At 61.1% G+C, this 23,525-nt stretch carries 22 protein-coding genes, 1 tRNA gene and 1 pseudogene; 9 read left to right on the top strand and 15 right to left on the bottom strand.

What is annotated here, in order from left to right; all coding sequences use genetic code 11:
* Positions 1 to 74: 74 nt before the first annotated feature.
* The 4 genes from dapF to CHEJ32_RS0110090 are packed head-to-tail and all read left to right on the top strand — an operon-like array spanning position 75 to position 4,435.
* A complete protein-coding gene (dapF, locus tag CHEJ32_RS0110105; protein ID WP_028033777.1) occupies positions 75 to 956 on the top strand; it encodes a diaminopimelate epimerase in 882 nt (293 codons plus the stop codon).
* Entirely contained in the window at positions 956 to 2,236 is a 1,281-nt protein-coding gene (mtaB, locus tag CHEJ32_RS0110100; protein WP_028033776.1) for a tRNA (N(6)-L-threonylcarbamoyladenosine(37)-C(2))-methylthiotransferase MtaB, read from the top strand. The genes dapF and mtaB overlap by 1 nt, the downstream gene beginning before the upstream one ends.
* Before the next feature lie 15 nt (positions 2,237 to 2,251).
* On the top strand, positions 2,252 to 3,781 hold the full coding sequence (gene ftsY, locus CHEJ32_RS0110095) for a signal recognition particle-docking protein FtsY (RefSeq protein ID WP_028033775.1): 1,530 nt from the start codon (positions 2,252 to 2,254) through the stop codon (positions 3,779 to 3,781).
* A gap of 57 nt (positions 3,782 to 3,838) precedes the next feature.
* Complete coding sequence (locus CHEJ32_RS0110090; RefSeq protein ID WP_051469582.1) at positions 3,839 to 4,435, top strand: septation protein A; 597 nt, start codon at positions 3,839 to 3,841, stop codon at positions 4,433 to 4,435.
* Between the two features lie 41 nt (positions 4,436 to 4,476).
* Here the strand turns inward: CHEJ32_RS0110090 and CHEJ32_RS0110085 are convergent, their stop codons facing one another.
* The 5 genes from CHEJ32_RS0110085 to CHEJ32_RS27110 form a co-directional block, all read right to left on the bottom strand.
* Entirely contained in the window at positions 4,477 to 6,186 is a 1,710-nt protein-coding gene (locus CHEJ32_RS0110085; protein ID WP_028033773.1) for a SulP family inorganic anion transporter, read from the bottom strand.
* Between the two features lie 146 nt (positions 6,187 to 6,332).
* The gene (locus CHEJ32_RS0110080) at positions 6,333 to 6,599 is read right to left on the bottom strand and encodes a helix-turn-helix domain-containing protein (protein ID WP_028033772.1); all 267 of its coding nucleotides are present in this window, start codon (positions 6,597 to 6,599) and stop codon (positions 6,333 to 6,335) included.
* Positions 6,600 to 6,698: 99 nt separating this feature from the next.
* Entirely contained in the window at positions 6,699 to 7,106 is a 408-nt protein-coding gene (locus CHEJ32_RS0110075; protein ID WP_028033771.1) for a DUF1761 domain-containing protein, read from the bottom strand.
* Positions 7,107 to 7,237: 131 nt separating this feature from the next.
* The gene (locus CHEJ32_RS0110070; protein ID WP_028033770.1) at positions 7,238 to 8,272 is read right to left on the bottom strand and encodes an aspartate-semialdehyde dehydrogenase; all 1,035 of its coding nucleotides are present in this window, start codon (positions 8,270 to 8,272) and stop codon (positions 7,238 to 7,240) included.
* A gap of 109 nt (positions 8,273 to 8,381) precedes the next feature.
* A complete protein-coding gene (locus CHEJ32_RS27110) occupies positions 8,382 to 8,576 on the bottom strand; it encodes a hypothetical protein (protein ID WP_156936664.1) in 195 nt (64 codons plus the stop codon).
* Between the two features lie 77 nt (positions 8,577 to 8,653).
* Between CHEJ32_RS27110 and CHEJ32_RS0110060 the strand changes: the two genes are divergently transcribed.
* Complete coding sequence (locus CHEJ32_RS0110060; protein ID WP_028033769.1) at positions 8,654 to 9,043, top strand: DUF6152 family protein; 390 nt, start codon at positions 8,654 to 8,656, stop codon at positions 9,041 to 9,043.
* A gap of 22 nt (positions 9,044 to 9,065) precedes the next feature.
* Entirely contained in the window at positions 9,066 to 9,527 is a 462-nt protein-coding gene (locus CHEJ32_RS0110055; protein WP_028033768.1) for a hypothetical protein, read from the top strand.
* Between the two features lie 230 nt (positions 9,528 to 9,757).
* Here CHEJ32_RS0110055 and leuB read toward each other — a convergent pair whose 3' ends face one another.
* From leuB to CHEJ32_RS0110015, 8 genes and pseudogenes are all read right to left on the bottom strand, one after another.
* Positions 9,758 to 10,870 (bottom strand): 3-isopropylmalate dehydrogenase, encoded by a 1,113-nt coding sequence (gene leuB / locus CHEJ32_RS0110050; protein ID WP_028033767.1) that lies wholly within the window; start codon positions 10,868 to 10,870, stop codon positions 9,758 to 9,760.
* 115 nt (positions 10,871 to 10,985) lie between these two features.
* On the bottom strand, positions 10,986 to 11,840 hold the full coding sequence (locus CHEJ32_RS0110045; RefSeq protein WP_028033766.1) for an RNA polymerase factor sigma-32: 855 nt from the start codon (positions 11,838 to 11,840) through the stop codon (positions 10,986 to 10,988).
* 212 nt (positions 11,841 to 12,052) lie between these two features.
* Positions 12,053 to 12,625 (bottom strand): CarD family transcriptional regulator, encoded by a 573-nt coding sequence (locus CHEJ32_RS0110040; protein WP_028033765.1) that lies wholly within the window; start codon positions 12,623 to 12,625, stop codon positions 12,053 to 12,055.
* A 345-nt stretch (positions 12,626 to 12,970) separates the two neighbouring features.
* Positions 12,971 to 13,309, bottom strand: coding sequence for a ferredoxin FdxA (gene fdxA / locus CHEJ32_RS0110035; RefSeq protein ID WP_028033764.1), 339 nt, complete (start codon positions 13,307 to 13,309; stop codon positions 12,971 to 12,973).
* 204 nt (positions 13,310 to 13,513) lie between these two features.
* Positions 13,514 to 13,777, bottom strand: a pseudogene (locus CHEJ32_RS24345) (RNA-binding S4 domain-containing protein); the annotation flags it as partial.
* 6 nt (positions 13,778 to 13,783) lie between these two features.
* Positions 13,784 to 16,876 carry a helicase-related protein gene (locus CHEJ32_RS0110025; RefSeq protein ID WP_028033763.1) on the bottom strand — a complete coding sequence of 1,031 codons (3,093 nt, stop codon included), beginning with the start codon at positions 16,874 to 16,876 and terminating at the stop codon, positions 13,784 to 13,786.
* A gap of 578 nt (positions 16,877 to 17,454) precedes the next feature.
* Positions 17,455 to 18,177 (bottom strand): acetoacetyl-CoA reductase, encoded by a 723-nt coding sequence (gene phbB, locus CHEJ32_RS0110020; protein WP_028033762.1) that lies wholly within the window; start codon positions 18,175 to 18,177, stop codon positions 17,455 to 17,457.
* A gap of 161 nt (positions 18,178 to 18,338) precedes the next feature.
* Positions 18,339 to 19,520: an acetyl-CoA C-acetyltransferase gene (locus tag CHEJ32_RS0110015; RefSeq protein WP_028033761.1), complete on the bottom strand. Its 1,182-nt coding sequence runs from the start codon at positions 19,518 to 19,520 to the stop codon at positions 18,339 to 18,341.
* Between the two features lie 297 nt (positions 19,521 to 19,817).
* On the opposite strand from CHEJ32_RS0110015, the gene phaR reads away from it, so the two are divergent.
* Complete coding sequence (phaR, locus tag CHEJ32_RS0110010) at positions 19,818 to 20,432, top strand: polyhydroxyalkanoate synthesis repressor PhaR (RefSeq protein ID WP_028033760.1); 615 nt, start codon at positions 19,818 to 19,820, stop codon at positions 20,430 to 20,432.
* Between the two features lie 3 nt (positions 20,433 to 20,435).
* Here the strand turns inward: phaR and CHEJ32_RS0110005 are convergent, their stop codons facing one another.
* The gene (locus CHEJ32_RS0110005) at positions 20,436 to 20,726 is read right to left on the bottom strand and encodes a YggT family protein (RefSeq protein WP_028033759.1); all 291 of its coding nucleotides are present in this window, start codon (positions 20,724 to 20,726) and stop codon (positions 20,436 to 20,438) included.
* Positions 20,727 to 20,844: 118 nt separating this feature from the next.
* On the opposite strand from CHEJ32_RS0110005, the gene CHEJ32_RS0110000 reads away from it, so the two are divergent.
* Positions 20,845 to 20,920, top strand: a tRNA-Ala gene (locus CHEJ32_RS0110000).
* Between the two features lie 151 nt (positions 20,921 to 21,071).
* Here CHEJ32_RS0110000 and CHEJ32_RS0109995 read toward each other — a convergent pair.
* Positions 21,072 to 21,314, bottom strand: coding sequence for a DUF2188 domain-containing protein (locus tag CHEJ32_RS0109995; protein WP_028033758.1), 243 nt, complete (start codon positions 21,312 to 21,314; stop codon positions 21,072 to 21,074).
* A 217-nt stretch (positions 21,315 to 21,531) separates the two neighbouring features.
* Here CHEJ32_RS0109995 and CHEJ32_RS0109985 point away from each other — a divergent pair, with 217 nt between their 5' ends.
* Complete coding sequence (locus tag CHEJ32_RS0109985; protein WP_028033757.1) at positions 21,532 to 22,773, top strand: MFS transporter; 1,242 nt, start codon at positions 21,532 to 21,534, stop codon at positions 22,771 to 22,773.
* Positions 22,774 to 23,525 lie beyond the last annotated feature (752 nt).

The raw sequence follows: 23,525 nt of genomic DNA, 5'->3' as shown, positions 1-23,525 counted from the left end.
CTTCCCTCCCAAGTCTGGTAATTTCCCGCGCATTCCGCCATATAGGCCCCAAACCTCAATGGACCGGAGCCTCAATGGCGGAACAGGCAGCTTTCGCGAAGATGAATGGGCTCGGCAACGAAATCATCGTTGCCGACATGCGCGGCCGTACGGATCGCGTAAGTCCTGACGCCGCGCGGCGCCTCGCCAGCGATCCTGCGACGCGTTTCGACCAGATCATGGCGATCTACGACTCGCGCCTGGAAGGCACGGAGTACTACATCGAGATCATCAATTCCGATGGGAGCCTCGCTCAAGCCTGCGGCAACGGCATGCGTTGCGTGGTGCAATCCCTCGCAGCGGAGACGGGGCGGCGAAGCGTCACCTTCGAAACTGTTGCCGGGATTCTGACCGCCGAGGAGCACGAGGACGGGCTAATATCAGTCGATATGGGCAAGCCGCGTTTCGGCTGGCAGGACATCCCGCTCTCGGAGGAATTCCGCGACACCCGGCGGATAGAGCTGCAGGTCGGCCCGATCGACAAACCGGTGCTGCATTCGCCCTCCGTTGCCTCCATGGGCAATCCGCATGCAATCTTCTGGGTCGAGGACGATCCGTATTCCTATGACTTGGAACGCTTCGGCCCGATGCTCGAGAACCACCCGATCTTTCCCGAGCGCGCCAATATCACGATTGCCCGTGTGGAGTCGGCAGAAGGACTCACCATGCGCACCTGGGAACGCGGCGCAGGGCTGACGCTCGCCTGCGGTTCTGCCGCTTGCGCCGCCGCCGTTTCGGCGGCCCGGACCGGGCGCACGGGGCGGCGGGTAAAAGTCAACCTGCCGGGCGGCTCGCTCGAGATCTTCTGGCGCGAGGACGATCACGTCATCATGACCGGGCCTGCCGAGTGGGAGTTTTCCGGCCGTTTCGACCCTGCGACTGGCGCATGGGAACGCGAAGTGGAAGGGGCGGCCTGATGGCGGTCGATGTCCTTACCTTCGGGTGCCGGCTCAACGCCTATGAGTCCGAGGTCATCAAGCGGGAGGCCGAAGCTGCAGGGCTTGGCGGGCTCGAGGGCGGCGCGGTCGTGATTAATACCTGTGCCGTAACGGCCGAGGCCGTGCGCCAGGCACGTCAGGCGATCCGTAAAGCCCGGCGCGAAAACCCGAACGCCCGCATCATCGTCACCGGCTGTGCCGCCCAGACGGAGCCGGAGACATTCGGCGGGATGGAAGAGGTCGACCTCGTGCTCGGCAACGAGGAGAAGCTGAAAGCCCACAGCTATCGCGCCCTGCCGGATTTCGGCGTCAACCAATTCGAGAAGGTGCGCGTCAACGACATCATGGAGGTGCGCGAGACCGCTTCCCACATGGTGGACGCAATCGAGGGTCGCGCCCGCGCCTTCGTACAGGTGCAGAACGGCTGCGATCATCGCTGCACATTCTGCATCATCCCCTATGGGCGCGGCAATTCCCGTTCCGTGCCCATGGGCGCCGTGGTGGACCAGGTACGCCGGCTGGTAGAGAACGGTTACGCGGAAGTGGTTCTGACGGGCGTGGACCTGACCAGCTTCGGAGCCGACCTGCCGGGGAGTCCCCGGCTAGGCACACTGGTGCGCGCCATTCTGCGGCAGGTGCCGGAGTTGAAGCGGCTCCGGCTCTCGTCAATCGATTCCATCGAAGCGGATGCGGATTTATTCGCCGCGCTCGCCGAGGAGGAGCGGCTGATGCCGCATCTCCACCTCTCTCTGCAGGCGGGCGACGATATGCTCCTGAAGCGCATGAAGCGGCGGCATCTACGGGCTGATTCCATCCGCTTCTGCGAGGAGGTGCGGCGGTTACGGCCGGACGTGGTCTTCGGCGCCGACATCATCGCGGGCTTCCCGACCGAGACCGAAGAGATGTTCGAAAACTCGCTGCGGATCGTCGAGGAGTGCGGGCTCACACATCTGCATGTGTTTCCCTTCTCCCCGCGCAAAGGCACGCCAGCCGCCCGCATGCCGCAGGTTGCGCGCGATGTGGTGAAGGAGCGTGCCGGCCGGTTACGCGCAGCAGGTGACGCCGCTTACGGCAGGCATCTCCGCTCTCTTGACGGTACGTGCCAGCGTGTCCTGGTCGAGCGGGAGGGTATCGGCCGCACGGAAGGCTTCACGCTGGCCGCGATCGAGGTGGGCAGGCCCGGCGAGATCGTCGAGGCGCTCATCACCGGCCATGACGGCGAGCGACTGACGGCGACGCCGCTTCGCGAAGCGGCTTAGGGAGCTGGCGCGCCAATGGCATTCGGCTTCATCAAGAAAGTCTTTTCCTTCGGAAAGAAGGAGGTAGAGGAACGGCCTGCGGAAGGCGAACCTGTCGCCGAGGCGCTGACAGTCGAACCTGGCCCCGAGGTCCCCCCGCAAAGCCCGCCTCAGATCGAGCCTGAAAAGCCGGGCGAAGTTCCACCGGCGCACGAGCCGCCTGCGGAGCCGCAGGAGCCGTCCGAGCCTTCGCCCGCACCCGAAATCCCGCAAACGCCTGAGCCGGCTCCTTCTCCCGCGCCGGGCGAGCCGGTTGTTCCTCGGCCCGAAATTCCGGAACCTTCTCCGGAGAGGCCGGTCGAGGTGCCCGAGCCTCGAAGAGAAGTGCCCGAGCCGGTTCCCGAGCAGCCGCCGAGCACAACGCCGGAAATTCCAGAGCCCGCTCAGCCGTCGCAACCTGCCGTGCCGCCTGAGGTGTCTGCATCTCAGGCCTTGGAAGAGCACACAACTGCAGAACCCCTGCCCGAACCGCAGGGCGCAGCCGCGACGTCGGCGTTGGCCGAGGAACTACTTCAGGGGCGGATCACCGTTTCAAGGGTCGTAGAACGAAAAGCCGAAGAAGCACCGGTCTCCGCGGCTGAACAGCCGCGCAAACCATGGTTTCAGCGGCTGCGCGAGGGGTTGCTGCGTTCCTCGCAGGAGCTTCGCGAGAACATTGCCGGCATATTCCTCAAGCGGAAGCTGGACGAGGACACGCTCCAGGATCTGGAGGACGTGCTTCTGCGCGCCGATCTCGGCCTCGAAACCGCGATGCGCATAACCGACGCGCTGGCTGCTGGCCGTTACGGCAAGGATATCTCCGGCGCCGAAGTACAAACGGTGATGGCCGAAGAGATCGAGAAGGTGCTGAAGCCCGTGGCGCTTCCACTTGAGCTCGATCTCTCGCACAAGCCGCACGTGATCCTCGTTGTCGGTGTCAACGGAACCGGGAAGACGACCACCATCGGCAAGCTTGCTGCAAAGCTGACCCAGGGCGGGCTGAAGGTCATGCTCGCGGCTGGCGATACTTTCCGCGCGGCGGCCATCGAGCAGCTCAAAATCTGGGGTGAGCGGACGGGTTCGCCCGTCGTCTCCTCGAAGCTCGGCGCCGATGCGGCCGGCCTTGCCTATGAGGCCTATGAGAAAGCAAAGGCCGCCGGCAGTGACGTGCTCATTATCGACACGGCCGGGCGTCTCCAGAACAAGGCCGAGTTGATGGCGGAGCTGGAGAAGATCGTGCGCGTGCTCGGCAAGCACGATGCCGATGCTCCGCATACGGTCTTGCAGACGCTCGACGCCACCACGGGGCAGAACGCTCTTAATCAGGTCGAAATCTTCCGCAATGTTGCCGGAGTTTCCGGTCTGGTGATGACCAAACTCGACGGGACGGCGCGCGGCGGCATCCTGGTGGCGATCGCCGCCAAGCACAAGCTGCCGGTCTATTTCATCGGCGTCGGCGAAGGTATCGATGACCTGGAACCATTTTCGGCGAGCGATTTCGCCAAGGCAATTGCAGGAGTGACCTGAGTGGCGGACGAGAAGACGATCTTCGAGCGCGATCCCTCCGACCCCAAGCGCAAGGAGATGAGCTCACCTTTGAAGCTAGCGCTTGAGCTTGGCCCGCTGCTCGTCTTCTTTTTTGCCAATACGCGTGGAGGGTGGCTGGCGGAACGCCTCCCTTTTTTGAGCACGTTTGGCGAGCCGCTTTTTATCGCGACGGCACTCTTCATGGCCGCCACGGCCATTTCGCTGGCAGTCTCATGGGCGCTGACGCGCACTTTGCCGATCATGCCGCTCGTCTCAGGCATCGTCGTCTTCGTGTTTGGAGCGCTCACGCTCTATCTGCACAACGAGACCTTCATCAAAATGAAGCCTACCATCGTCAACACGCTGTTCGGCGCGGTGCTCCTTGGCGGACTTCTCGCCGGAAAGCCGCTTCTGGGCTATGTGTTCGACTCGGCCTTCAAACTTGACGCTGAGGGCTGGCGCAAGCTCACGCTGCGCTGGGGGCTCTTCTTCCTCTTTCTTGCCGCCGCCAACGAAGTCGTCTGGCGCAGCTTCTCGACCGATGCCTGGGTGGCCTTCAAGGTATGGGGCATCATGCCGATCACGATCCTGTTCACGATCAGCCAGCTGCCGCTCATAATGCGCCACTCGCAGGAGGAAGGAAGCAAAGGGTAGGCGGGCAAGGAAGCAAAGGGTAGGCGGGCAAGATAAACTTCCTAGCCGTTTTCCTGATCTGCTGTGGTCGCCTTGCGGGCGGCCGAAAGCGCCGCATCCAGGCTGCGGTAAAAGCGCACTTGGGGAGCATGAAGCCCGTGCGTGTGAAGCAGGTGCCGCATCGGCTTTGTCGCGCCGACCAGGTAAATCCGGACGCCCCGACCCACTTTCCGCACGAAGCCTTCGATCGTAGCCGCGGCGGTGGAATCCAAGATCACTGCTTCTGATATATCAAGAATATACGCTTTAGGCTGGCCCCCAATGCGGTCGAGCGCTGCCGAGACGCTCGCGGCTGCGCCGAAAAAGAAGGCGCCCCAGATCTGGTAGACGACAATCTCCTCGTCCGTCCTGAGAGCTACCGGATAGGCTTTTCCATCGGGCGCGTCATCGGGCTGGTCCGCTTCCACGAGAGGATGGGAATGGCTGACTTCGATCGTCTTCGACATCCGATGCAGGAAGAGGAGTGCGCCGAGGGAGAAGCCTGCGACGATCCCCTCGATCAGGTCGCGGAAGATAACGAGCAGGAACGTCACGAGCAGGACGAGGGCGTCTCCCCATGAGCTCCTCAACAATGCCGCGAATTGATGCTTTTCCGCCATGTTCCACGCCACCACCACCAGGATCGCGGCAAGGGCCGAAAGCGGGATGAAGCGCGCAAGCGGCGCGGCCACCACCATGAAGACGAGCAGAAACAGCGCGTGCAGCATGCCGGAAACCGGCCCGCGCGCGCCGGCCCGGATATTTGCAGCGGTGCGAGCGATCGTGCCCGTCACGCAGAAGCCGCCGAACAGGGAGGACGCGATATTGGCTGTTCCCTGCGCCACGAGCTCGGCATTGGAACGATGGCGACCGCCGCTCATCGCATCCGCTACGACGGCAGAGAGAAGACTTTCGATGCTTCCCAGGAGCGCAAAGGAAAGGGCGGCCGGCAGAACCGCAACGATCTTCTCGAGTGACAGATCCGGCAGCTGCGGCAGCGGCAGGCTGTCTGGAATGCCCCCGAAACGAGTACCAATGGTTTCCACGGGAAGAGCAAAAGCCCAGGCCACCACTGTCGAAAGCACGACGGCGATGAGAAAGCCGGGCCAGCGCGGGCGGTAACGGCGCAGCAAAAGGATGACCGCTGCCGCGAAAACGGCGATGCCGCACGCGGATGCATCAAGGGTTGGTAGTGCCGCACTAAGGGCCTGCATCTTCGGAAGGAAGGGGCCGGGTTCCGGGCTTGTAAGGGCAAGGCCGAGAAAGTCCTTCAGCTGACTGGCAAGGATGATGACCGCTATGCCGGAGGTGAAGCCGACAGTCACCGGATAAGGCACGTATTTGATGAATGTCCCGAGCTGGAGGAGGCCAATGGCAAGCATGATCAAGCCGGAAAGGAAGGTCGCGAGGATAAGCCCTTCCACTCCATGAATCTGCATCGTGGCCAGGACAAGCACGATGAATGCCCCTGCGGGCCCGCCGATCTGGAACCGACTGCCGCCAAGCGCCGAAACGACGAAACCACCGACGATCGCGGTGTAAAGCCCGCGCTCCGGCGCCACTCCGGAGGCGATGGCGATCGCCATGGAAAGGGGAAGCGCTATGATCGCGACGGTGAGGCCTGCAATGGCATCCGCCTTGAGTGACGGAAGGCCATAGCCTTCCCTCAGCACCGTGACGAGCTTGGGCGTGAAGAGTTCGAAAAAACCTGGTGCCTGCGTGCGGGCGAGCATTTTTAACCCCTGGCAGCGGGATCGTCGGCCTACCCGGCGGTCGCGTTGCTCAAGCCTCTTTCCGATCCCGAGAACCGAAGCGGCCTCGTTACCTTTTCCGCAATCCCAGCCCGGAACCGCTTCCGGTTTGTGGAATCGCCGCTGCGTCAGGCGTCGCTGCTTCTTGTGCTTTCCTTGAGGCGCACGCCGCGCCCGCTTCCGGTGCTTGGCGCATTCTCGCCGATCAGTTCGACGCCCGCCGCGTCCAATGCCTCGACCACCTTGGTCAAGGTTTCCACCACGCCCCGCACTCGACCCCCGCTTGATTCCATACGTTGGATGGTGGGGAGGGAGACACCGGACATTTCGGCAAGGCGTTTCTGGTCAATGCCGAGCAGGGCGCGTGCGGCGCGCATCTGTTGTGCAGTTATCATCGACGCTCCGTCTGACGACGAGTCATATACAAGAAGGCATTTCTGATGTCTAGTACATCACGACTAAGGTGTGAGATACAGGAGCGCGATCCGGTGACCTTAGACGCCGAGGCCGCCGATGATCGCGCCCATGATCACGGCCACGCCGAGCCAATGCAAAGCATCAATGAAGGTGAGCCCCCAGCCGAAACCCTGATATCTTTGGGTCACGGCCAGGGTGGTCGCTATGAATCCGAGCCAGATGAAGGCGCCGGAAATCACACCGTTCCAGAACGTGACCTGGCCGGTTCCGAGATGGCCGATAACCCCGGCAAGGATCCACGCCATGATCAGTTCCGCCATGAAGGACGTGATGAAGGGGGCCGCACTTTTCTTCATCTCTTCGGGCTTCAGCCGAGCGGCTTTGATCCAGAGCTTGCTAAGGACTGTGTAATACACGCCGCCGAAGGCGAATGCTGCAATGGCTGCCACCAGGATCGCCACATAATTCATCCCGCCAAAGTCCATCGCCTTCATTCCCCGTTATGTCAGGGGCGCGCGGGTTGAGTGTCCGCGCGCCGATCGCGTCAAGAGAACCGGCCGCGATAAACCTGGCGGCCGCTCCCCCTGCGCCTTATGCGCAGGACCATGAGCAGGCGTCAGGCGGCCTGCTTCTTGGGCTGAATGAGGTTGCGGGCAAGCAGGAGTTCTGCGATCTGCACCGTATTGAGAGCGGCGCCCTTCCGGAGATTGTCGGAAACGATCCACATGGCGAGCCCGTTCTCGACAGTCGCGTCCTCACGGATACGGCTGATGTAGGTCGCATCCTCGCCCGCGCTTTCGTAGGGCGTGACATAGCCGCCGTCCTCGCGCTTGTCGACGACCAGGCAACCCGGAGCCTCACGCAGGATCTCGCGCGCCTCCTCCGCGGTGATCGGCTTCTCGAATTCGATGTTCACGGCTTCCGAATGGCCAATGAAGACGGGGACGCGGACGCAGGTGGCGGTGAGCTTGATCTTGGGATCGAGCATCTTCTTCGTCTCCGCCGTCATCTTCCACTCTTCCTTGGTGAAGCCGTCCTCCATGAAGACGTCGATGTGGGGGATCACGTTGAAAGCGATGCGCTTCGTGAACTTCTTGGTCGAGATCGGGTCGGCCACGAAGACGGCACGCGTCTGCTCGAAGAGCTCGTCCATGCCTTCCTTGCCTGCGCCGGAGACCGATTGGTAGGTCGCCACGACGACGCGCTTGATGGTGGCCACGTCATGCAGCGGCTTCAGCGCAACGACGAGCTGGGCGGTCGAGCAATTGGGGTTGGCGATGATGTTCTTCTTGCGGAAGCCCTCGATCGCATCCGGATTGACCTCCGGAACGATCAACGGGACCTCGGCGTCGTAGCGCCAGGCGGAGGAGTTATCGATGACGACGCAACCCTGCTTGCCGATACGCGGCGAGAATTCCTTCGAGACCGTGCCGCCGGCGGACATCAGGCAGATGTCCGTATCCGAAAAATCGTAATTCTCGAGCGCCTTCACCTTCAGCGTCTTGTCGCCGTAGGAAACCTCCGAACCAACGGAGCGGCGCGAGGCGAGCGGCACCACCTCATCGGCGGGAAAGCCGCGTTCCTCGAGAATGTTCAGCATCTCCCGGCCGACATTGCCGGTAGCCCCCGCGACAGCAATCTTGAAACCCATGAATTAAGCTCCTGTCCTCTCCACCTGGCTTCGGATCGAGCCCGCCGGCCTTGCGGGCTTCTCTCCTCCCCGGCCTGTCTCGGGGAGAGAGCGAGCGGGCCAAGGAAGGTCAGACCGTTTTCGCGGTCGTTTTGGCCGTCGTTTTGGTGAAGCGGAAACCCGCGCCGCCGAGATCGGCGACGATAAGCATGCTGGCAATGTCTTGCGCAGAAGAAGTGGCGCGCATGACCAGGGCATCTCCGTTTACGGGCTGCTTTTTACGCTGAATCAGGGCGAAGTCAATCGGGTCAAGGGCTCCTGCCAACCCTGCTCGCCCGAACGTGAATTGACCCGGCGAGACCGCGCATTACCTTACGTCATTGTCAACAGGGAGCCCTAACAATGAGGATGCCGTTCTCTCCGCGCCGCCTGCTCGGCCCCTCGATCGCTCTTGGTCTCGCCATTGCCCATCCGGCCTTCGCGCATCATGGCTGGTCCTGGACGGCGGACGAGACGTCCGAACTGGAAGGGACCATCACCAAGATCTATGTCGGCAACCCGCACGCCACCCTGGATGTCGACGTGAATGGTGAAAGCTGGCGCGTGGAACTGGCGCCTCCCTCTCAAACCATGCGGGCCGGCTTCTCGGAGGATACGGCCAAGCCGGGCGCCCATGTGACGGCAATCGGCAATCGTTCCCTTGACCAGAACGAGCGCCGCATGAAGGCCGTGCGCATCATCATCGACGGAAAGACCTATGACGTCTATCCAAACCGCGTGCCAAGCAATTGAACTCATAGCCATGGTGGCCTGAGTGGAGTTCCTTGGCGCGATCGAGCAGCTTGCGCCAGTCCGCGCTTTGCGCGTTTCCTTTTATATTTACCCGCTCGTCAATGCCGCCCACATCGTGGCCATCGGCTGCCTGCTCACCAGCGTGATCCTCATGGATCTGCGGATTCTGGGCTTCTTGGCATCCCAGGAGCGTCGACCGTTTCTCAAGCTGATGCGGCGGATTGGGGTGAGGGCGTTCTGTGCCGCCCTCATCACCGGTCTTCTGCTGTTTTCCGTCCGTGCCAGCGAATATGTTTTCAACCCGGCCTTCCAATTGAAGCTGCTGCTGATCGCATTGGCCGGGCTCAATTTGCTGGGATTGCGCATTTTTGCTTCGGAGCAGGACGGCATGCCGAAGGAAAGGAGCGCAGGCTTCTTTGCGGCCGCCTCGATGCTTCTATGGCTAGGCGTTCTGGTTTGCGGCCGGTTCATCGGTTTTCTATAGCGGGGGCGGAAACAGGCTCCGCCCCGAAACACATCTACGGCGCCCCGCGTCCATTCGGATGCACAAAGGACGCTGTAATTAGTGACGCATCGTGCTTTCCGAAAAACCGATTCCGGTTTCGAGCCGATGCTTTAGAGCGGAATGCACTCACGGTCGTGCGCGCATCCGCACCATCTCTGCTCGGCCGCATCGCGCGGCAGCAAGTGGTTCCCACTTGCTGCCATATTCTCTTAGGCCGAAAGCTCCCGATACTTGGTCACGATGGCATTGCCCATGGCTGAGGTGCTTACCTCGCGCATTCCCTCCGACATGATGTCCCTCGTACGAAGGCCATCCTCCAGAACGGATGCAATCGCCTTCTCCAGCCGATCGGCTTCCTCGACCATGTTGAACGAGTAGCGCAGGCACATCGCGAAGGATGCGATCATCGCAATCGGATTGGCAATGCCCTTGCCGGCGATATCAGGCGCCGAGCCATGTACCGGCTCATAGAGCGCCTTGCGGCTGCCGGTCTTCGCGTCCGGTGCGCCGAGCGAAGCGGAGGGAAGCATGCCGAGCGAGCCGGTGAGCATGGCCGCGACATCCGACAGCATGTCGCCGAAAAGATTGTCCGTCACGATAACGTCGAATTGCTTCGGCCAACGCACGAGCTGCATGCCGCCGGCATCGGCAAGCATATGGGTGAGCTCGACGTCGGAATATTTCGCCTTGTGGGTGGCCGCAACGACCTCCTTCCAAAGCACGCCCGACTTCATGACATTGTGCTTCTCCATCGAGCAGACTTTGTTGCGGCGCGTGCGCGCCAGCTCAAATGCCACGCCGGAGATGCGCTCGATCTCGAACGTATCGTAAATCTGCGTGTCGATGCCCCGCTTCTGGCCATTGCCGAGATCGATGATCTCCTTAGGCTCGCCGAAATAGACGCCGCCAGTAAGCTCGCGTACGATCAGGATGTCCAGGCCTTCCACCACCTCTTTCTTAAGGGAGGAGGATTCTGCCAGGGCAGGGTAGCAGATCGCCGGACGAAGATTGGCGAAGAGCTCCATATCCTTCCTGAGCCTCAAAAGACCCGCCTCCGGCCGCACGTCATAAGGGACAGAGTCCCATTTTGGGCCGCCGACCGCGCCGAAAAGCACGGCATCCGCAGCCAATGCGCGCTGCATGTCCTCTTCGGAGATAGCCTTGCCGTGTGCGTCATAGGCCGCACCGCCGACCAACCCGGCTTCGGTCTCGAAACCGGTGCCGAATTCGGCGTTCAGAACGGCGATAAGTTTGGAGACCTCGGCCATCGCCTCGGGGCCGATGCCATCGCCAGGAAGAAGGAAAAGCTTGCGGGTTGCCATGGAATGCCTCTTGCGTCTCGAAGACTGGCGCCCTTGCTAAACGCGTGGGCCGCCCTGCGCAAGATGCGGCTGTCATCCATGACTCGTCATCGATCGAGGTTGTTGTCTCCGGAATTTAGGCTGCAAGCTCCGGATGGTGCTTCACCAACGCCGTCCGCAGCTTTTCGAGCGCACGGGATTCGATCTGCCGCACGCGTTCCTTGGAGATGCCGAGCGAGGCTCCGAGGGCTTCCAGAGTCGCGCCGTCTTCGGAGAGTCGCCGCTCGCGTACTATGGTGAGCTCGCGCCCGTTCAATGTCCCGAGAGCTTGATGCAGCCATTGCGCACGGCGTTCGCCGTCGATGGTTTCGCGCACCAATTCGTCGGGCTGGGGCTCGTCGCAAATGAGGAAGTCGATGCGCTCCGAGGTCGGATCGCTATCGCTCCTGAGGGGTGCGTTCAGCGACGTATCGGCATTGGCAAGCCGCGCATCCATCATCGCCACGTCACTTTCGGAAACCCGGAGTGCCTGGGCCACCTCGCGATACACTTCCTCCGTAGGCGTCGTCCCTCCCGCCTTCTGGAGTTTCATGCGGAGGCGCCGCAGATTGAAAAAGAGCGCCTTCTGGGCAGAACTGGTGCCGCCCCGGACGATGGACCAGTTGCGCAGGATGTAATCCTGCATGGAGGCACGGATCCACCAGGTCGCGTAGGTGGAGAACCGCACATCCCGATCGGGGTCGAATCGTGCGGCGGCCTCGAGAAGGCCCACGTGACCTTCCTGGATGAGATCGCTCATCGAGAGGCCGAAATTGCGGAATTTGCCCGCCATGGCGATGACCAGGCGCATATGTGCCATGATCATGCGATGGAGCGCCTGCTGATCCTGGCGCTCCTTCCACTGCAACGCCAGCTGGTGCTCCTCCTCACGCCCGAGATAGGGCGCCTTCATGGCCGCCTTGATCAGCTTCCGCCGGACATCTTCTTGCATTTTGGGCGCTCCTGCTCCGCCACGACAAACCTCCGGCGGCAGACGGCTGGAAGCCGGTCACGCCCACGGCCGGAGCGGCATCGTTCGGTGAAACAAGGCTGGAACCCAAAGGTTCCACTCCCACGCAAAGGTGGAATACATAGCCGGGAAACAAAAAACCCGGCCGCGAAGGGCCGGGTTTTTTGATTTGGAAGCGAGCTGGTAAGAACGCGTTATGCCGCTTCTTCCTTCTCCGCGTCGTCATTCTCCGCCTTGGTGCCGCGGCGCGGGCCCTTGGCGAGGTTCGTTTCGATCAGGCGCACCGCCTCGGTTTCCGACATACGGTTGACGGCGGCAATCTCTCGCGCCATGCGATCTAGGGCGGCTTCGTAAAGCTGGCGCTCGGAATAGGACTGTTCCGGCTGGTTATCGGCGCGATAGAGATCGCGCACCACTTCCGAGATGGAGATGAGGTCGCCGGAATTGATCTTCGCATCATATTCCTGAGCGCGGCGCGACCACATGGTGCGCTTCACGCGCGCGCGACCCTGGACCACCTTGAGCGCCCGGTCGACATAATCCGTCTCCGACAGCTTCCGCATGCCGATGGCGGCTGCCTTTGCCACCGGTACCTTCAGGCGCATCTTGTCCTTCTGGAAATCGATAACGAACAGCTCCAGCTTATGCCCGGCAACTTCCTGTTCCTCGATGTTGACGATCTGGCCGACGCCGTGCGCCGGATACACAATGAACTCGCCCGTCTTGAAACCCTGCCTTTGTGCCGATTTTTTTTGCTGGGTTGCCATACGCCTAACACTCCTGTTCTTGATGGGGCGGCATGAAAGCTCGCTCCGCCCGTGCCGAGTGCCGGTGCGCGGTTTTGAAGTCGCAGGCGATGGTCCGGAAAATGAGGGCGGTAACAAGCTGCTAAAGCCAGCTGCCCCGGTCCGGAAAGAAAACCCACCTTCAGTGATTGAACGTCTGCGCCTTCAAAAGACGTTTGTCTCCGGCATGTCACATATAGGTAACACAAAAAGGTGAAAGAATCAACTATTTGCGCAGGCCTACAACCTTTGCGGGCCCCGTAAAGCACAACCGCAATTCAATGTGACATTGTGACGCTACGCTTTTGAGCGACTCGAGCTAATAACTCAGTCGCCGCTGCCAGGTTCCGGAGAGAAGTATTTTTCAAGCTTTTCGGCCACGCCGTCCCACTCCTTGGCGTCGGCGGGAGGCTCCTTCTTGGCGGTGATGTTCGGCCATCTTTCCGCATACTCGGAGTTCAATTGCAGCCACTTATCCAGCCCCGGTTCCGTATCAGGCTTGATGGCCTCTGCCGGGCACTCGGGCTCGCATACACCACAGTCGATGCACTCGTCCGGATGTATGACGAGCATATTCTCGCCTTCGTAAAAGCAGTCGACCGGACACACCTCGATGCAATCCATGTACTTGCACTTGATGCAATTGTCGGTCACGACATAGGTCATTGCAGGCTCCCGGTTTTCCGGTCGTATGGGTGGACGGTGGGTGAGGTAATCCCTTTGCCGGGCCGTGACAAGGGCCGCGATTGCGCTGCTTAGCGTCGCAGGAGAACAGTTTGCTTTGAGCGAAGCGGATGCGGGGCTCTCCACGCCTTCATCCCCATGTCGCGGCAGAGCGCCCCGCCCTTAGTTTCCGGCTTCCGCGCGCGACGTCAGGTCTTCATAGAGGGTGCGCGCCTCTTCCGCCGGCCCCCGCCGCAGGCCCGGAGAAAGCACCCTATAGACGAGGATCCGCCGGTCGAGCGTAATGGTCAGCACGTCCCCGGGGCGGACGAGCTGCGAAGCTTGATCGATCTTCTCGCGATTGACACGAACGCGGCCTGACTGAGCCAGCTTGGCCGCGAGCGAACGCGATTTGACGACGCGCGCGAAGAACAACCATTTGTCGATCCTCTGGCGTTCGTCGGCAGCCAAACTGAGCTACTTCCGGAGCTGGTCTCGCAGGGCGGCGAGCTTGGCAAAAGGCGAATCGGGATCGATCTTAAGAGCCCGCTCCTCTCGTTTTTGCGGTGGTCGATCGTCCCGGCGGGACCGCTTCTGCTGCCCGTCGCGGCTCTTGGGTCCGGCTTTGCGCTCCCGTCCGTCGTCACCTGCCTGGCGGAACGGCTTGCCCTTTGCAGGCCGCGCGCCATCCTGACGCTCCTGGCGTTGCGGCCGGCGCCGCTCGAAACGTGCCTGGCGCCAGACGAGAACCGGTTTCGGGGCTTCTTCGGCTTCGGGTTCACCTGCGGCCGGCTCAGCCTGAGGAACGGCGGGCTCGTCGATATTCACCGGCTGAGCGGGGCCGAGACCGCTTGCAAGCCCCTCTTCGCCCGTATCGGCTGCCACGGCCGTTTGATCCCGCTCTGCTCCAATCGCCTCGTGTTCGATAAGAGAAGGCGCTTCGCTCACTTCGTGTGGAGCGGAGGTTTCGGCCGCTACGGAATCCGCTTCAACGTCAGCAGCAGGCTCGGTCGTCTCGCTGGTCTCCTCAGCGGATTGTGCCTGATCACCTGCTTCTGCTTCCGTTTCTGCGGTCTGGTCAAAAGCCTCGAGCTTGGCGGTTACTTCGTCAGCGGGCTTTGGCTCGGCGCGATATCCGAGGCCCTTCAATATCGCTTCCATGTCCTCAGCCGTGGCGCCCAAAATGGACATCATGGCAGGCGTTACGACAAACGCGTCGCCGCCAAAGGCGCCGTCCGGACGCTTGCCGCTTCCCGGCCGCCAGGACAAGGCGGGGCGAATCAGGTCCGCAAGCCGCTCCAGAATATCGACGCGCACCGCACGCCGGCCAAGATTGCGGAAACCGGCGAGGCGGTAGAACGCGCGTTCGAAGGAAGGATCCGTGACAATCGAGGTTCGGCCTGCCGCCAGTGCCGCGACGACATCACCATAGCCCGGCTTGTCCCTGGCATCGTTCTTGAGGGCCCAAAGCAATGTGGCAAGTCCTGCCGGGCCGGGCTTTATGAGCGCAGGCACGAAGATGTGGTAGGCGCCGAAGCGAACGCCGAGCCTTCTCAGCGCCGCACGTGCCTCCTGATCGAGCCCACGCACTTCATCGGCCACGTCGCGGCGGTTCAAAAGCCCGAAATTCTCCACGAGCTGGAAGGCGAGGCCGCGTGCAATGCCGCTCAGCATCTCAGCCTGTCGCAGATCGACCAGCGGCTTCAGCAAGCTTTCGACCTGGAAATTGACGAAGCGCTCGGCCCGGGCTGCGACCTTATCGCGGGCCGGGCCGGTCAGCTGCTCATCCGCCAGCAGGACAATGCGGGGCTTCAGGGCATCGTCCGTGGACGTCAGCGTTCCCACAGGAGCGCCGATCCAGCGGAGTATGCCATCCGAGCTCAGCGCCAGATCGCCGTTGGGTGCGGCCGAGAAACGCTCGGCACGCAGCTCGAATTCGGCAGCAAGCGCCTTTTGCGCAGCGGCCCTTACGGCGCGCGCGTCCTCCCCTTCCGCGCTTTTATCCGCGGTGAAGCGAAAGCCTTGCATTTCGCCGACATGGTGCCCTTCAACCAGGACCTCTCCGGTGGGGCTAATTTCTGCTTCAGGCATTGCGTTCTCTCTCAGGCGCCTCATGAGCACGGATGTCCTGCGATCAACAAAGCGTTTCGTCAATCGGTCATGCAGCGCATCGGACAGTCTGTCCTCTATTTCACGCGTTTTTTCCTGCCAATGTGTCGGATCGGACAGCCATCCGGGTCGATGAGAGACGAATGTCCATGTGCGGATCTGTGCTATGCGGGCGGAAAGCGTGTCGATCTCACCTTCGGTCGAGGAGGAGCGTTCCACCTGCTCGGCCATATAATCCTCATCCACATGACCGAGGCGCGCAAGGTCGGTGAAGATTGCACTTACCAGCTCGGCATGCTGGGCAGGTGCGATCTTGCGGTAGTCCGGCAGCGCGCAAGCGTCCCACAGCTGTGCGACCTTGGAGCGACCCACCGCCAGCGCGCGGATGTCCTCGTCCTTGGAGAGGTGCTCGAGAACTCGAAGGTCGGTGGCGGGCAGTGCCCTCGTCAGCCCCTCGGCGGCGGGAGTGGCCTCCAGCGAGGACTTCAGCGCATCGATGCTCGAAATATCGATTTCCGCCGAGCGCCATTGCAGCGTCGTCACAGGCTCGAACTGATGCGTTTCGATGCGCTCCACGAGCGCGTCAGGCAAAGGGTCTACCTGGCCGGTGACCCCAAAGGTGCCATCGCGCACGTGGCGACCCGCGCGGCCCGCGATCTGTCCAAGTTCGGCAGCCGTGAGCTCGCGGTATTGAAAGCCGTCGAACTTCCGGTTCTGGGCGAAGGCGACGTGATCGACATCCAGATTGAGGCCCATGCCGATGGCGTCCGTCGCCACCAGATAATCCACGTCACCCGACTGATATAGCGCCACCTGTGCATTGCGCGTACGGGGGCTCAAGGCGCCAAGAACGATTGCCGCCCCGCCGCGCTGGCGCCGGATCAATTCGCCGATCGCATAGACTTCGTCCGCCGAGAAGGCGACGATCGCCGAGCGACGCGGCAGCCGGGTGATCTTCTTCGATCCTCCATAGGTGAGCACGGACATACGCGGCCGCGTGACCACCGAAATGCCCTTGAGGAGCTTTTCAAGGATGCCGCGCATTGTGCCTGCGCCCAAGAGCAGCGTTTCCTGCCGGCCGCGCAGGTTCAGGAGGCGGTCCGTAAAGATGTGCCCACGTTCCAGGTCAGCGGCGAGTTGCACCTCGTCGATCGCGACGAAAGCCGCATCCGTGGAACGTGGCATGGCTTCCACGGTGCAGACAGAATAACGCGCGCCGGGTGGGACGATCTTTTCCTCGCCCGTTACCAAAGCCACGTTGCGTTCGCCGACGCGGGCAGCCACGCGGTGATAGACCTCGCGTGCGAGGAGGCGGAGCGGCAGGCCGATGATGCCGGATTCATGGGCCACCATGCGCTCGATGGCGAGATGGGTTTTTCCGGTGTTGGTCGGCCCTAGGACCGCTGTGATGCCTCGCCCGTCGAATGCGGCTGGCTCGCTTTTCATTGGATGAACATTCATATGCGGCATCCCGCTTGCAGGGATTTGCAGCAGCGAAAGCGATCCGCCACTGCGGCAGACATATAGGAAGGAAGAGCAAGAGCAAAAGGCAAAATCATGCCGCCCTTAAGGTTTGGAACGACTCTGGAACGAATCAGCGACGAATCACTGACTCATAATGATTCACTTTTTGTTCGACACCAGATCTGGTGCCCGCGCCGCATCGCTCGCGCCACATGATGAATCTCACTGAGAGGATATTCAGGGTTTTTTCTCCTGCCCGTTAACTTTCACCCCGCTCCCGACCGGCCCGCTCAAGCCGACCGGCTCTAAGCTTAAGGTTTTATTACCGAATCTGAAAGGCCGGTTCTCAAACGCTCGCGAAAGGCTTCACGTCGTTAACAATGCGACCAAAGCCGGAACGAATCAGCGACGAATCACCGATTGAGCAATGTTCTTCTGTTGTTCCGCACAAGATGTTGTGTTCTCCCACAACTTAAGCACCAAGTACCCACAGGTTATCCACAGGCCGGGTTTGGCTTCCGGGGCAAATCTTAAGGATGGCGTCCCATTTCGAGCCTGGTTCTGTCCCGCGGTGCTCACGCGATGTATTGCCCGCCGTTTGCAGTCAGCGTCGACCCGGTGATGAATCCCGCTTCATCGGAAGCCAAAAAGAGAACACAGCGGGCGATCTCGCTGGCTTCGCCGAGGCGGCCAACGGGTATTTGCGCTACGATCTTGTCGCGCACCGCGTCGGGAACGCTCATCACCATCTCGGTGGCGATATATCCCGGGCAGATCGCGTTGACGGTGATGTTGCGACGTGCACCTTCTTGGGCGAGCGCCTTGACGAAGCCGATCTCGCCCGCCTTCGACGCAGAGTAATTCGCCTGGCCAATCTGTCCCTTTTGGCCGTTTATCGAGGAGATCACGATGATGCGGCCAAAATGGCGCTCGCGCATGCCGGACCAAAGCGGATGCGTCATGTTGAACACGCCCGAAAGGTTGGTGTCCATCACCTCGCGCCACTGGGTTGGTGTCATCTTGTGGAACATGGCGTCCCGCGTGATACCGGCATTGTTCACCAGGATCTCGATCGGCCCAAGGACGCCCTCCACTTCACGGGCGCCCGCTACGCAGGCGTCATAGTCTGCTACAGACCAGCGGTAGACGGGGATGCCGGTCTCCTTTGAAAAGCGCATCGCCGCTTCCTCATTGCCGGCGTAATTGGCGGCGACCCGGTAGCCCGCCTCCTTCAGCGCAATCGAAATGGCGGCGCCGATTCCACGCGTGCCACCGGTGACGAGTGCCGTTCTAGACATCTGCTTCTCCCATTGCAGGCATCGGGTGATCGCTGATCGCGACGTTTTCCGCTTCGTACGGGATTGCAACCCCCTCAGGTTGCCTGGTGAGCTTCTGCCCACTCTTCTTGGACCCGTCACCCGTCGGATGGTTCTGCGACAGCTCTCCGATGCCGCGCCTGTTATCGTTCCACGCACATAGCCACACCCATGCCGCCACCGATGCACAGGGTGGCCAGCCCCTTCTTTGCACCACGGCGGCGCATTTCATAGAGGAGCGTGTTGAGAATGCGCGCGCCGGAGGCGCCGATCGGATGCCCAATGGCAATGGCACCGCCGTTGACATTGACGATATCCGGGTTCCAGCCCATTTCCCTGTTCACCGCACAGGCTTGAGCGGCAAAGGCTTCATTTGCCTCGACCAGATCCAGATCCGCTGCGCGCCAGCCGGCCTTTTCGAGCGCCTTTTGCGAGGCAGGAATCGGGCCCGTGCCCATGACGGCGGGGTCGACCCCGGCTGTGGCCCAGGAGGCGATGCGGGCCAGCGGTTCGATGCCCCGGCGCGCCGCTTCCTCCTCGCTCATCAATACGAGTGCCGCCGCGCCATCATTGATCCCGGAGGCGTTTCCAGCCGTTACCGTGCCTTCCTTGTCGAAGGCGGGCCTCAGCTTCTGCATCGCGTCGAGTGTTGCACCGTGACGAATATATTCGTCACTTTCGACCACTTCTTCGCCCTTGCGGGTCTTGACGGTCACCGGGGTGATCTCGTCCTTGAAGCGTCCGGCCTTCTGTGCGGCCTCCGCCTTGTTCTGGGAGGCCAGAGCGAATTGATCCTGCTCGTCGCGCGTAATCTGAAAGGCGCGCGCCACATTCTCCGCTGTTATGCCCATATGATAGCCGTTGAAGGCATCCCACAGTCCGTCGCGTATCATCGTATCGATCATGGCGTAGTCGCCCATCTTCACGCCGCCGCGCAGATAGGCGCAATGGGGAGAAAGCGACATGGATTCCTGGCCGCCCGCGACCACGATCCTGGCGTCTCCGCAGGCGATCTGCTGCATTCCCAAGGCAGCCGCACGTAAACCGGAGCCGCATACCTGGTTCAAGACCCAGGCCGTCGCTTCTTTGGGCAGGCCGGCGGCGACGGCAGCCTGGCGCGCCGGATTCTGACCTTGGCCGGCAGTCAGCACCTGGCCAAGGATGACCTCGTCCACGTCCTCCGCCGAAATTCCGGCTCGGTCCAGAGCGGCGCGAATGGCCACGGCCCCGAGCTGATGGGCCGGAAGCTGGGCCAGGGATCCGTTGAAGGAGCCGACCGGCGTACGAGCTGCGCTCGCTATCACGATGGAGTTGGAAGAGGCCATGTCTGTCTCCTTTGACACCCGAAACAAGGTTTGGTCGGCCCGCTCCGCCGTGATGACGAGATCATTCCACGGGAAGCGATTTCGCGCCGCAACAAGAATGGTATCTGCGAGCTTTCCCCAAGGTCAATCCGGCTTTTGAGGGACTGCAAGCTTTTAGGAACCGGCAAAAAATTACTCGAATGCGGCACCGCAGCGAAAACTGCTTTCAATTGCGGCAACCTTTCGCATATCCTGCGTAAAAGGCAGGCAGGGCCCGCCGGGCTTCTGTCACCATTCTCGCGTGTGGGGAGCTTGAGAATGCCCGCGAAAGACGATCCGGTGGTGATCAAGAAATACGCCAACCGCCGCCTATACAACACCGGGACCAGCACTTACGTGACGCTGGAGGATCTTGCGCAGATGGTAAAGCGCAACGAGGACTTCGTGGTCCATGACGCAAAGACGGGCGATGACATCACGCATTCAGTCCTGACGCAGATCATCTTCGAGCTGGAAAACGACAAGAACGGTCAGAACATGCTGCCCATTTCGTTTCTGCGTCAGCTCATCTCATTCTATGGGGACCAGATGCAGATGGTCTTGCCGAGCTTTCTGGAGCAATCGATACTCGCTTTTTCCAAGGAGCAGGAGCGCCTGCGCGAGCAAATGCAGCAGACCTTCGGCGCTTCGCCCATGGATATGCTTTCGATGAACATTCCCATGAAGCTGATCGAGGAGCAGACGCGGCGGAACATGGAGATGTTCCAGAATGCCATGCGGATGTTCACGCCTCCTGCGCCGCGCGCCGCAAATGGCGTTCGCCATGATCATGACGAATCATCCGGCGGCTCTTCCAACTCAGACGATCTGAAGGAATTGCGTGAGCAGATCGCCGCAATGCAGCGGAAACTCGACGCGATGTCGAAAGACTGAGCTTCAGAGAAGCGCCGGCGCGATCGTGGTCCAGAGGAGCTGGCGCAGGAAATAAATGATGAGCAGCAGGATGATGGGCGATATGTCGATGCCGCCCAGATCCGGCAACACGTTGCGTATCGGCCGCAGCGCTGGCTCGGTAACCCGATAGAGGAAATTCCCTATCGAGCCGACAAACTGGTTCCGCGGATTGACGACGTTGAAAGCATAAAGCCAGGAGAAAATGGCTGCCGCGATGATGAACCACCAGTAGATGTTAAGCGCCATGTCTATGGTGCGTAAAAGCGCGAGCATGCCGTTCTCCCACAAAGTTTCGCGACATGTAGCTACTGGCGTGCTGCCGGGCAAGTCCTGCGACGCGGCGCTTGACAGCCCCCATGGCCAGGACATAAATGCGCCATTCCGGCGATACGGGGCTGTAGCTCAGTTGGGAGAGCGCATCGTTCGCAATGATGAGGTCAGGGGTTCGATTCCCCTCAGCTCCACCAGCCGGACCAAAATCCACAGAATGCTGCGTTGGGCCGCCGTTTTTATACTGCGTTGAGCCGCCGCGCTTTGCATGTGCGGCATCGGCCGCGCGTAGGCTTCGGCTCCATTCGCACCGCGGCCAGTTGCGCCTTTCATGCGGCGCCCTTCCGGTTATTCGACGTCGTCGATTTCCGTTTCCGGGCGATCGTCGCCGGATGCGACTTCATGGTGCCATCTGCCATCCGGCGTCTCGTATTCGATGCCGCGTGTCTCTCCCGCGATGCGTTGCTCCCCTGCCGCGCGTCTTGCCGCGGCAAGCGCTCGATCATGCGACGGGAACGTTTCCGAGAAGACATCGCCTACCTTGTAGGCCCACCCGCCATCGTGCTGGACGACGCGATAGATCACTTTCATGGCCGTTCTCCTGGTCCGACTCTGATTCAGTTACGCCACAAGAGCCGTTGGACAAGTCCGCTGCGGTCGAGACATTGCTTACATCCGAAATTGGTCGGAAATCCTGACGTCGAAAAAAATGGCCCCGAGCGTGATTTCATAGGCGCATGTGGCAAATGCCTGGGTTAAAAGCACCGTCATCGCCGCTGGCCAGCGGCCCACACCCCGCAGCAATTTCATGAACAGTGCCGAATCCTCCGCATCCGACGACCGATATTTGGCTTTTCGCCATGGAGCCTTTACCCGGTACTGGTCGGCCCGCCTTTTCGCTTCCTTTGCCACCCAAATCGTTTCGGTTTCGGTGGGCTGGCAAATCTATGACCTGACGCGTAATCCTTTCGACCTCGGCCTTGTGGGAATCGTCCAGTTCACGCCCTCGCTCCTTCTCTTCCTGGTGACGGGAGCTGTCGCTGACCGGTTCGGACGCCGCTTGATCATGGGGCTGTCGATTGCCCTCGAAGCGATTTGTGCTCTGGCACTCCTTTTTCTGACGCTGCAGGGCCTTGGCTCCGTGCTGCCCGTGCTTGCCGTGCTCGCGGTATTCGGAGTGGCCCGGGCCTTCTTAGGGCCGGCTTCCGCATCGCTGATCGCAAATCTCGTGCCTGCGGAGGATTTCGCCAACGCAGTGGCCTGGAACTCCACGGCGTGGCAAGTCGCCACGATTGTCGGGCCCGTCGCGGGCGGGCTGCTTTACGGCCTGTCGGCGGAAACGGCCTATTGCGTGGCAGCAGTGCTCATGCTTGCGGCAGCTGTCCTGGCTTTTTCGATCCCTAAGCCTCCACAGCGGACCGAAGCCGAGAGGCCCACATTGGAAACGCTCTTCGCCGGCTTCCGCTATATCTGGAGCGAGAAGATCGTGCTGGGAGCAATTTCAATGGATCTTTTCGCCGTGCTGCTCGGCGGCGCGGTGGCGCTCCTTCCAGTCTATGCGCGCGATGTTCTCGAACTTGGACCATGGGGACTGGGCCTGCTGCGATCGGCTCCTGGTATCGGCGCGCTTCTGGTGGCCGTGTGGCTCGCGGGCCATCCGATTCGCGATCACGCTGGCATAATTATGCTGTTCTTCGTCGGCCTATTCGGCCTTTTTACCTCCGTCTTCGGCTTTTCCACCATTCCGCTTCTGTCGATTCTGGCCCTTGCAGGACTAGGCGCCGCGGATATGGTCAGCGTCTACATCCGCGAGACACTGATACAGCTCTGGACACCGGATAGGCTGCGAGGGCGCGTCAATGCCGTAAACATGGTTTTCGTCGGCGCGTCGAATGAGCTGGGCGAATTCCGGGCGGGTACGATGGCAGCATTTATCGGTGTGGTACCGGCCGTGGTCTTCGGCGGCGTGGGTGCGGTCGCCATCGCCGGGCTCTGGGCGTGGCTTTTCCCGGAACTTCGCCGTACGCGGCACCTCAATGGCCGCGGCTAGAAAAGGAGCCGCAGCGGAGAAGTCATATGCCTTCTTTGCAGGCCAAACTCAACAAGCATAAAACTATATTCGCGCTGTTATTCCCGATAACGCGGATGATCGCTTCTGTTATTTGAGTATATCATTCAAATGACCCTAACTGCGTCGGTCTGAAAACGCGCCTAGCTGCCGTCGGTACTTATGGCGACAGCTGATTGGTGCGTGCCGAAGCGTAGAAGGTGCGGGAATTTTGATGAGCAAAACTCGCCATCGGCCAGGCTGGTTAGGTGAGTAGGATCCCGGTTGGCCGTGTGGACCGCGCAAGTGATGGCGCGGATCGGCATTCAAGCAAAAACTGATTGGCCCCGATCCGTGTGTGACCGGAGGCTTCGTGCCCAAGGCAACTATTTGGCTTGGTGGGCTTGGCTTTGTTCAACGAGGATTGAGAATGCAGAGATCTACTTCGTGCCTGAAATTCCCCGGCTTGCTTAGCGCGGCTTCCGGAATGCGATTCAGCGGAAGATGTGGCTCTGAGCTCGCCCCTCGGGCCGCTGTTTCTGCAGTCGCCCTTTTGGCCGCCCTTTCCTTAAGCACACCTGCTTTCGCAATGGACTTTTCGGCCTCTACCCCTGCCGAACTGATCAACGCGATCAACGGCGCCAATGGCAGTGGTGTTCCCTCCACAATAACTTTGACGGCGGATATTTCGCTAGGAGCTACTCCCCTCCCACCCACCACCACGCCAATTACCATCATCACGGGCAAGTATACGT

The sequence above is a fragment of the Chelativorans sp. J32 genome (genome assembly GCF_000518985.1).
GTDB lineage: Bacteria > Pseudomonadota > Alphaproteobacteria > Rhizobiales > Rhizobiaceae > Chelativorans.
The sequence above is the reverse complement of the archived record's forward strand: the minus strand, read 5'-3'. Positions and strand labels throughout refer to the sequence as shown.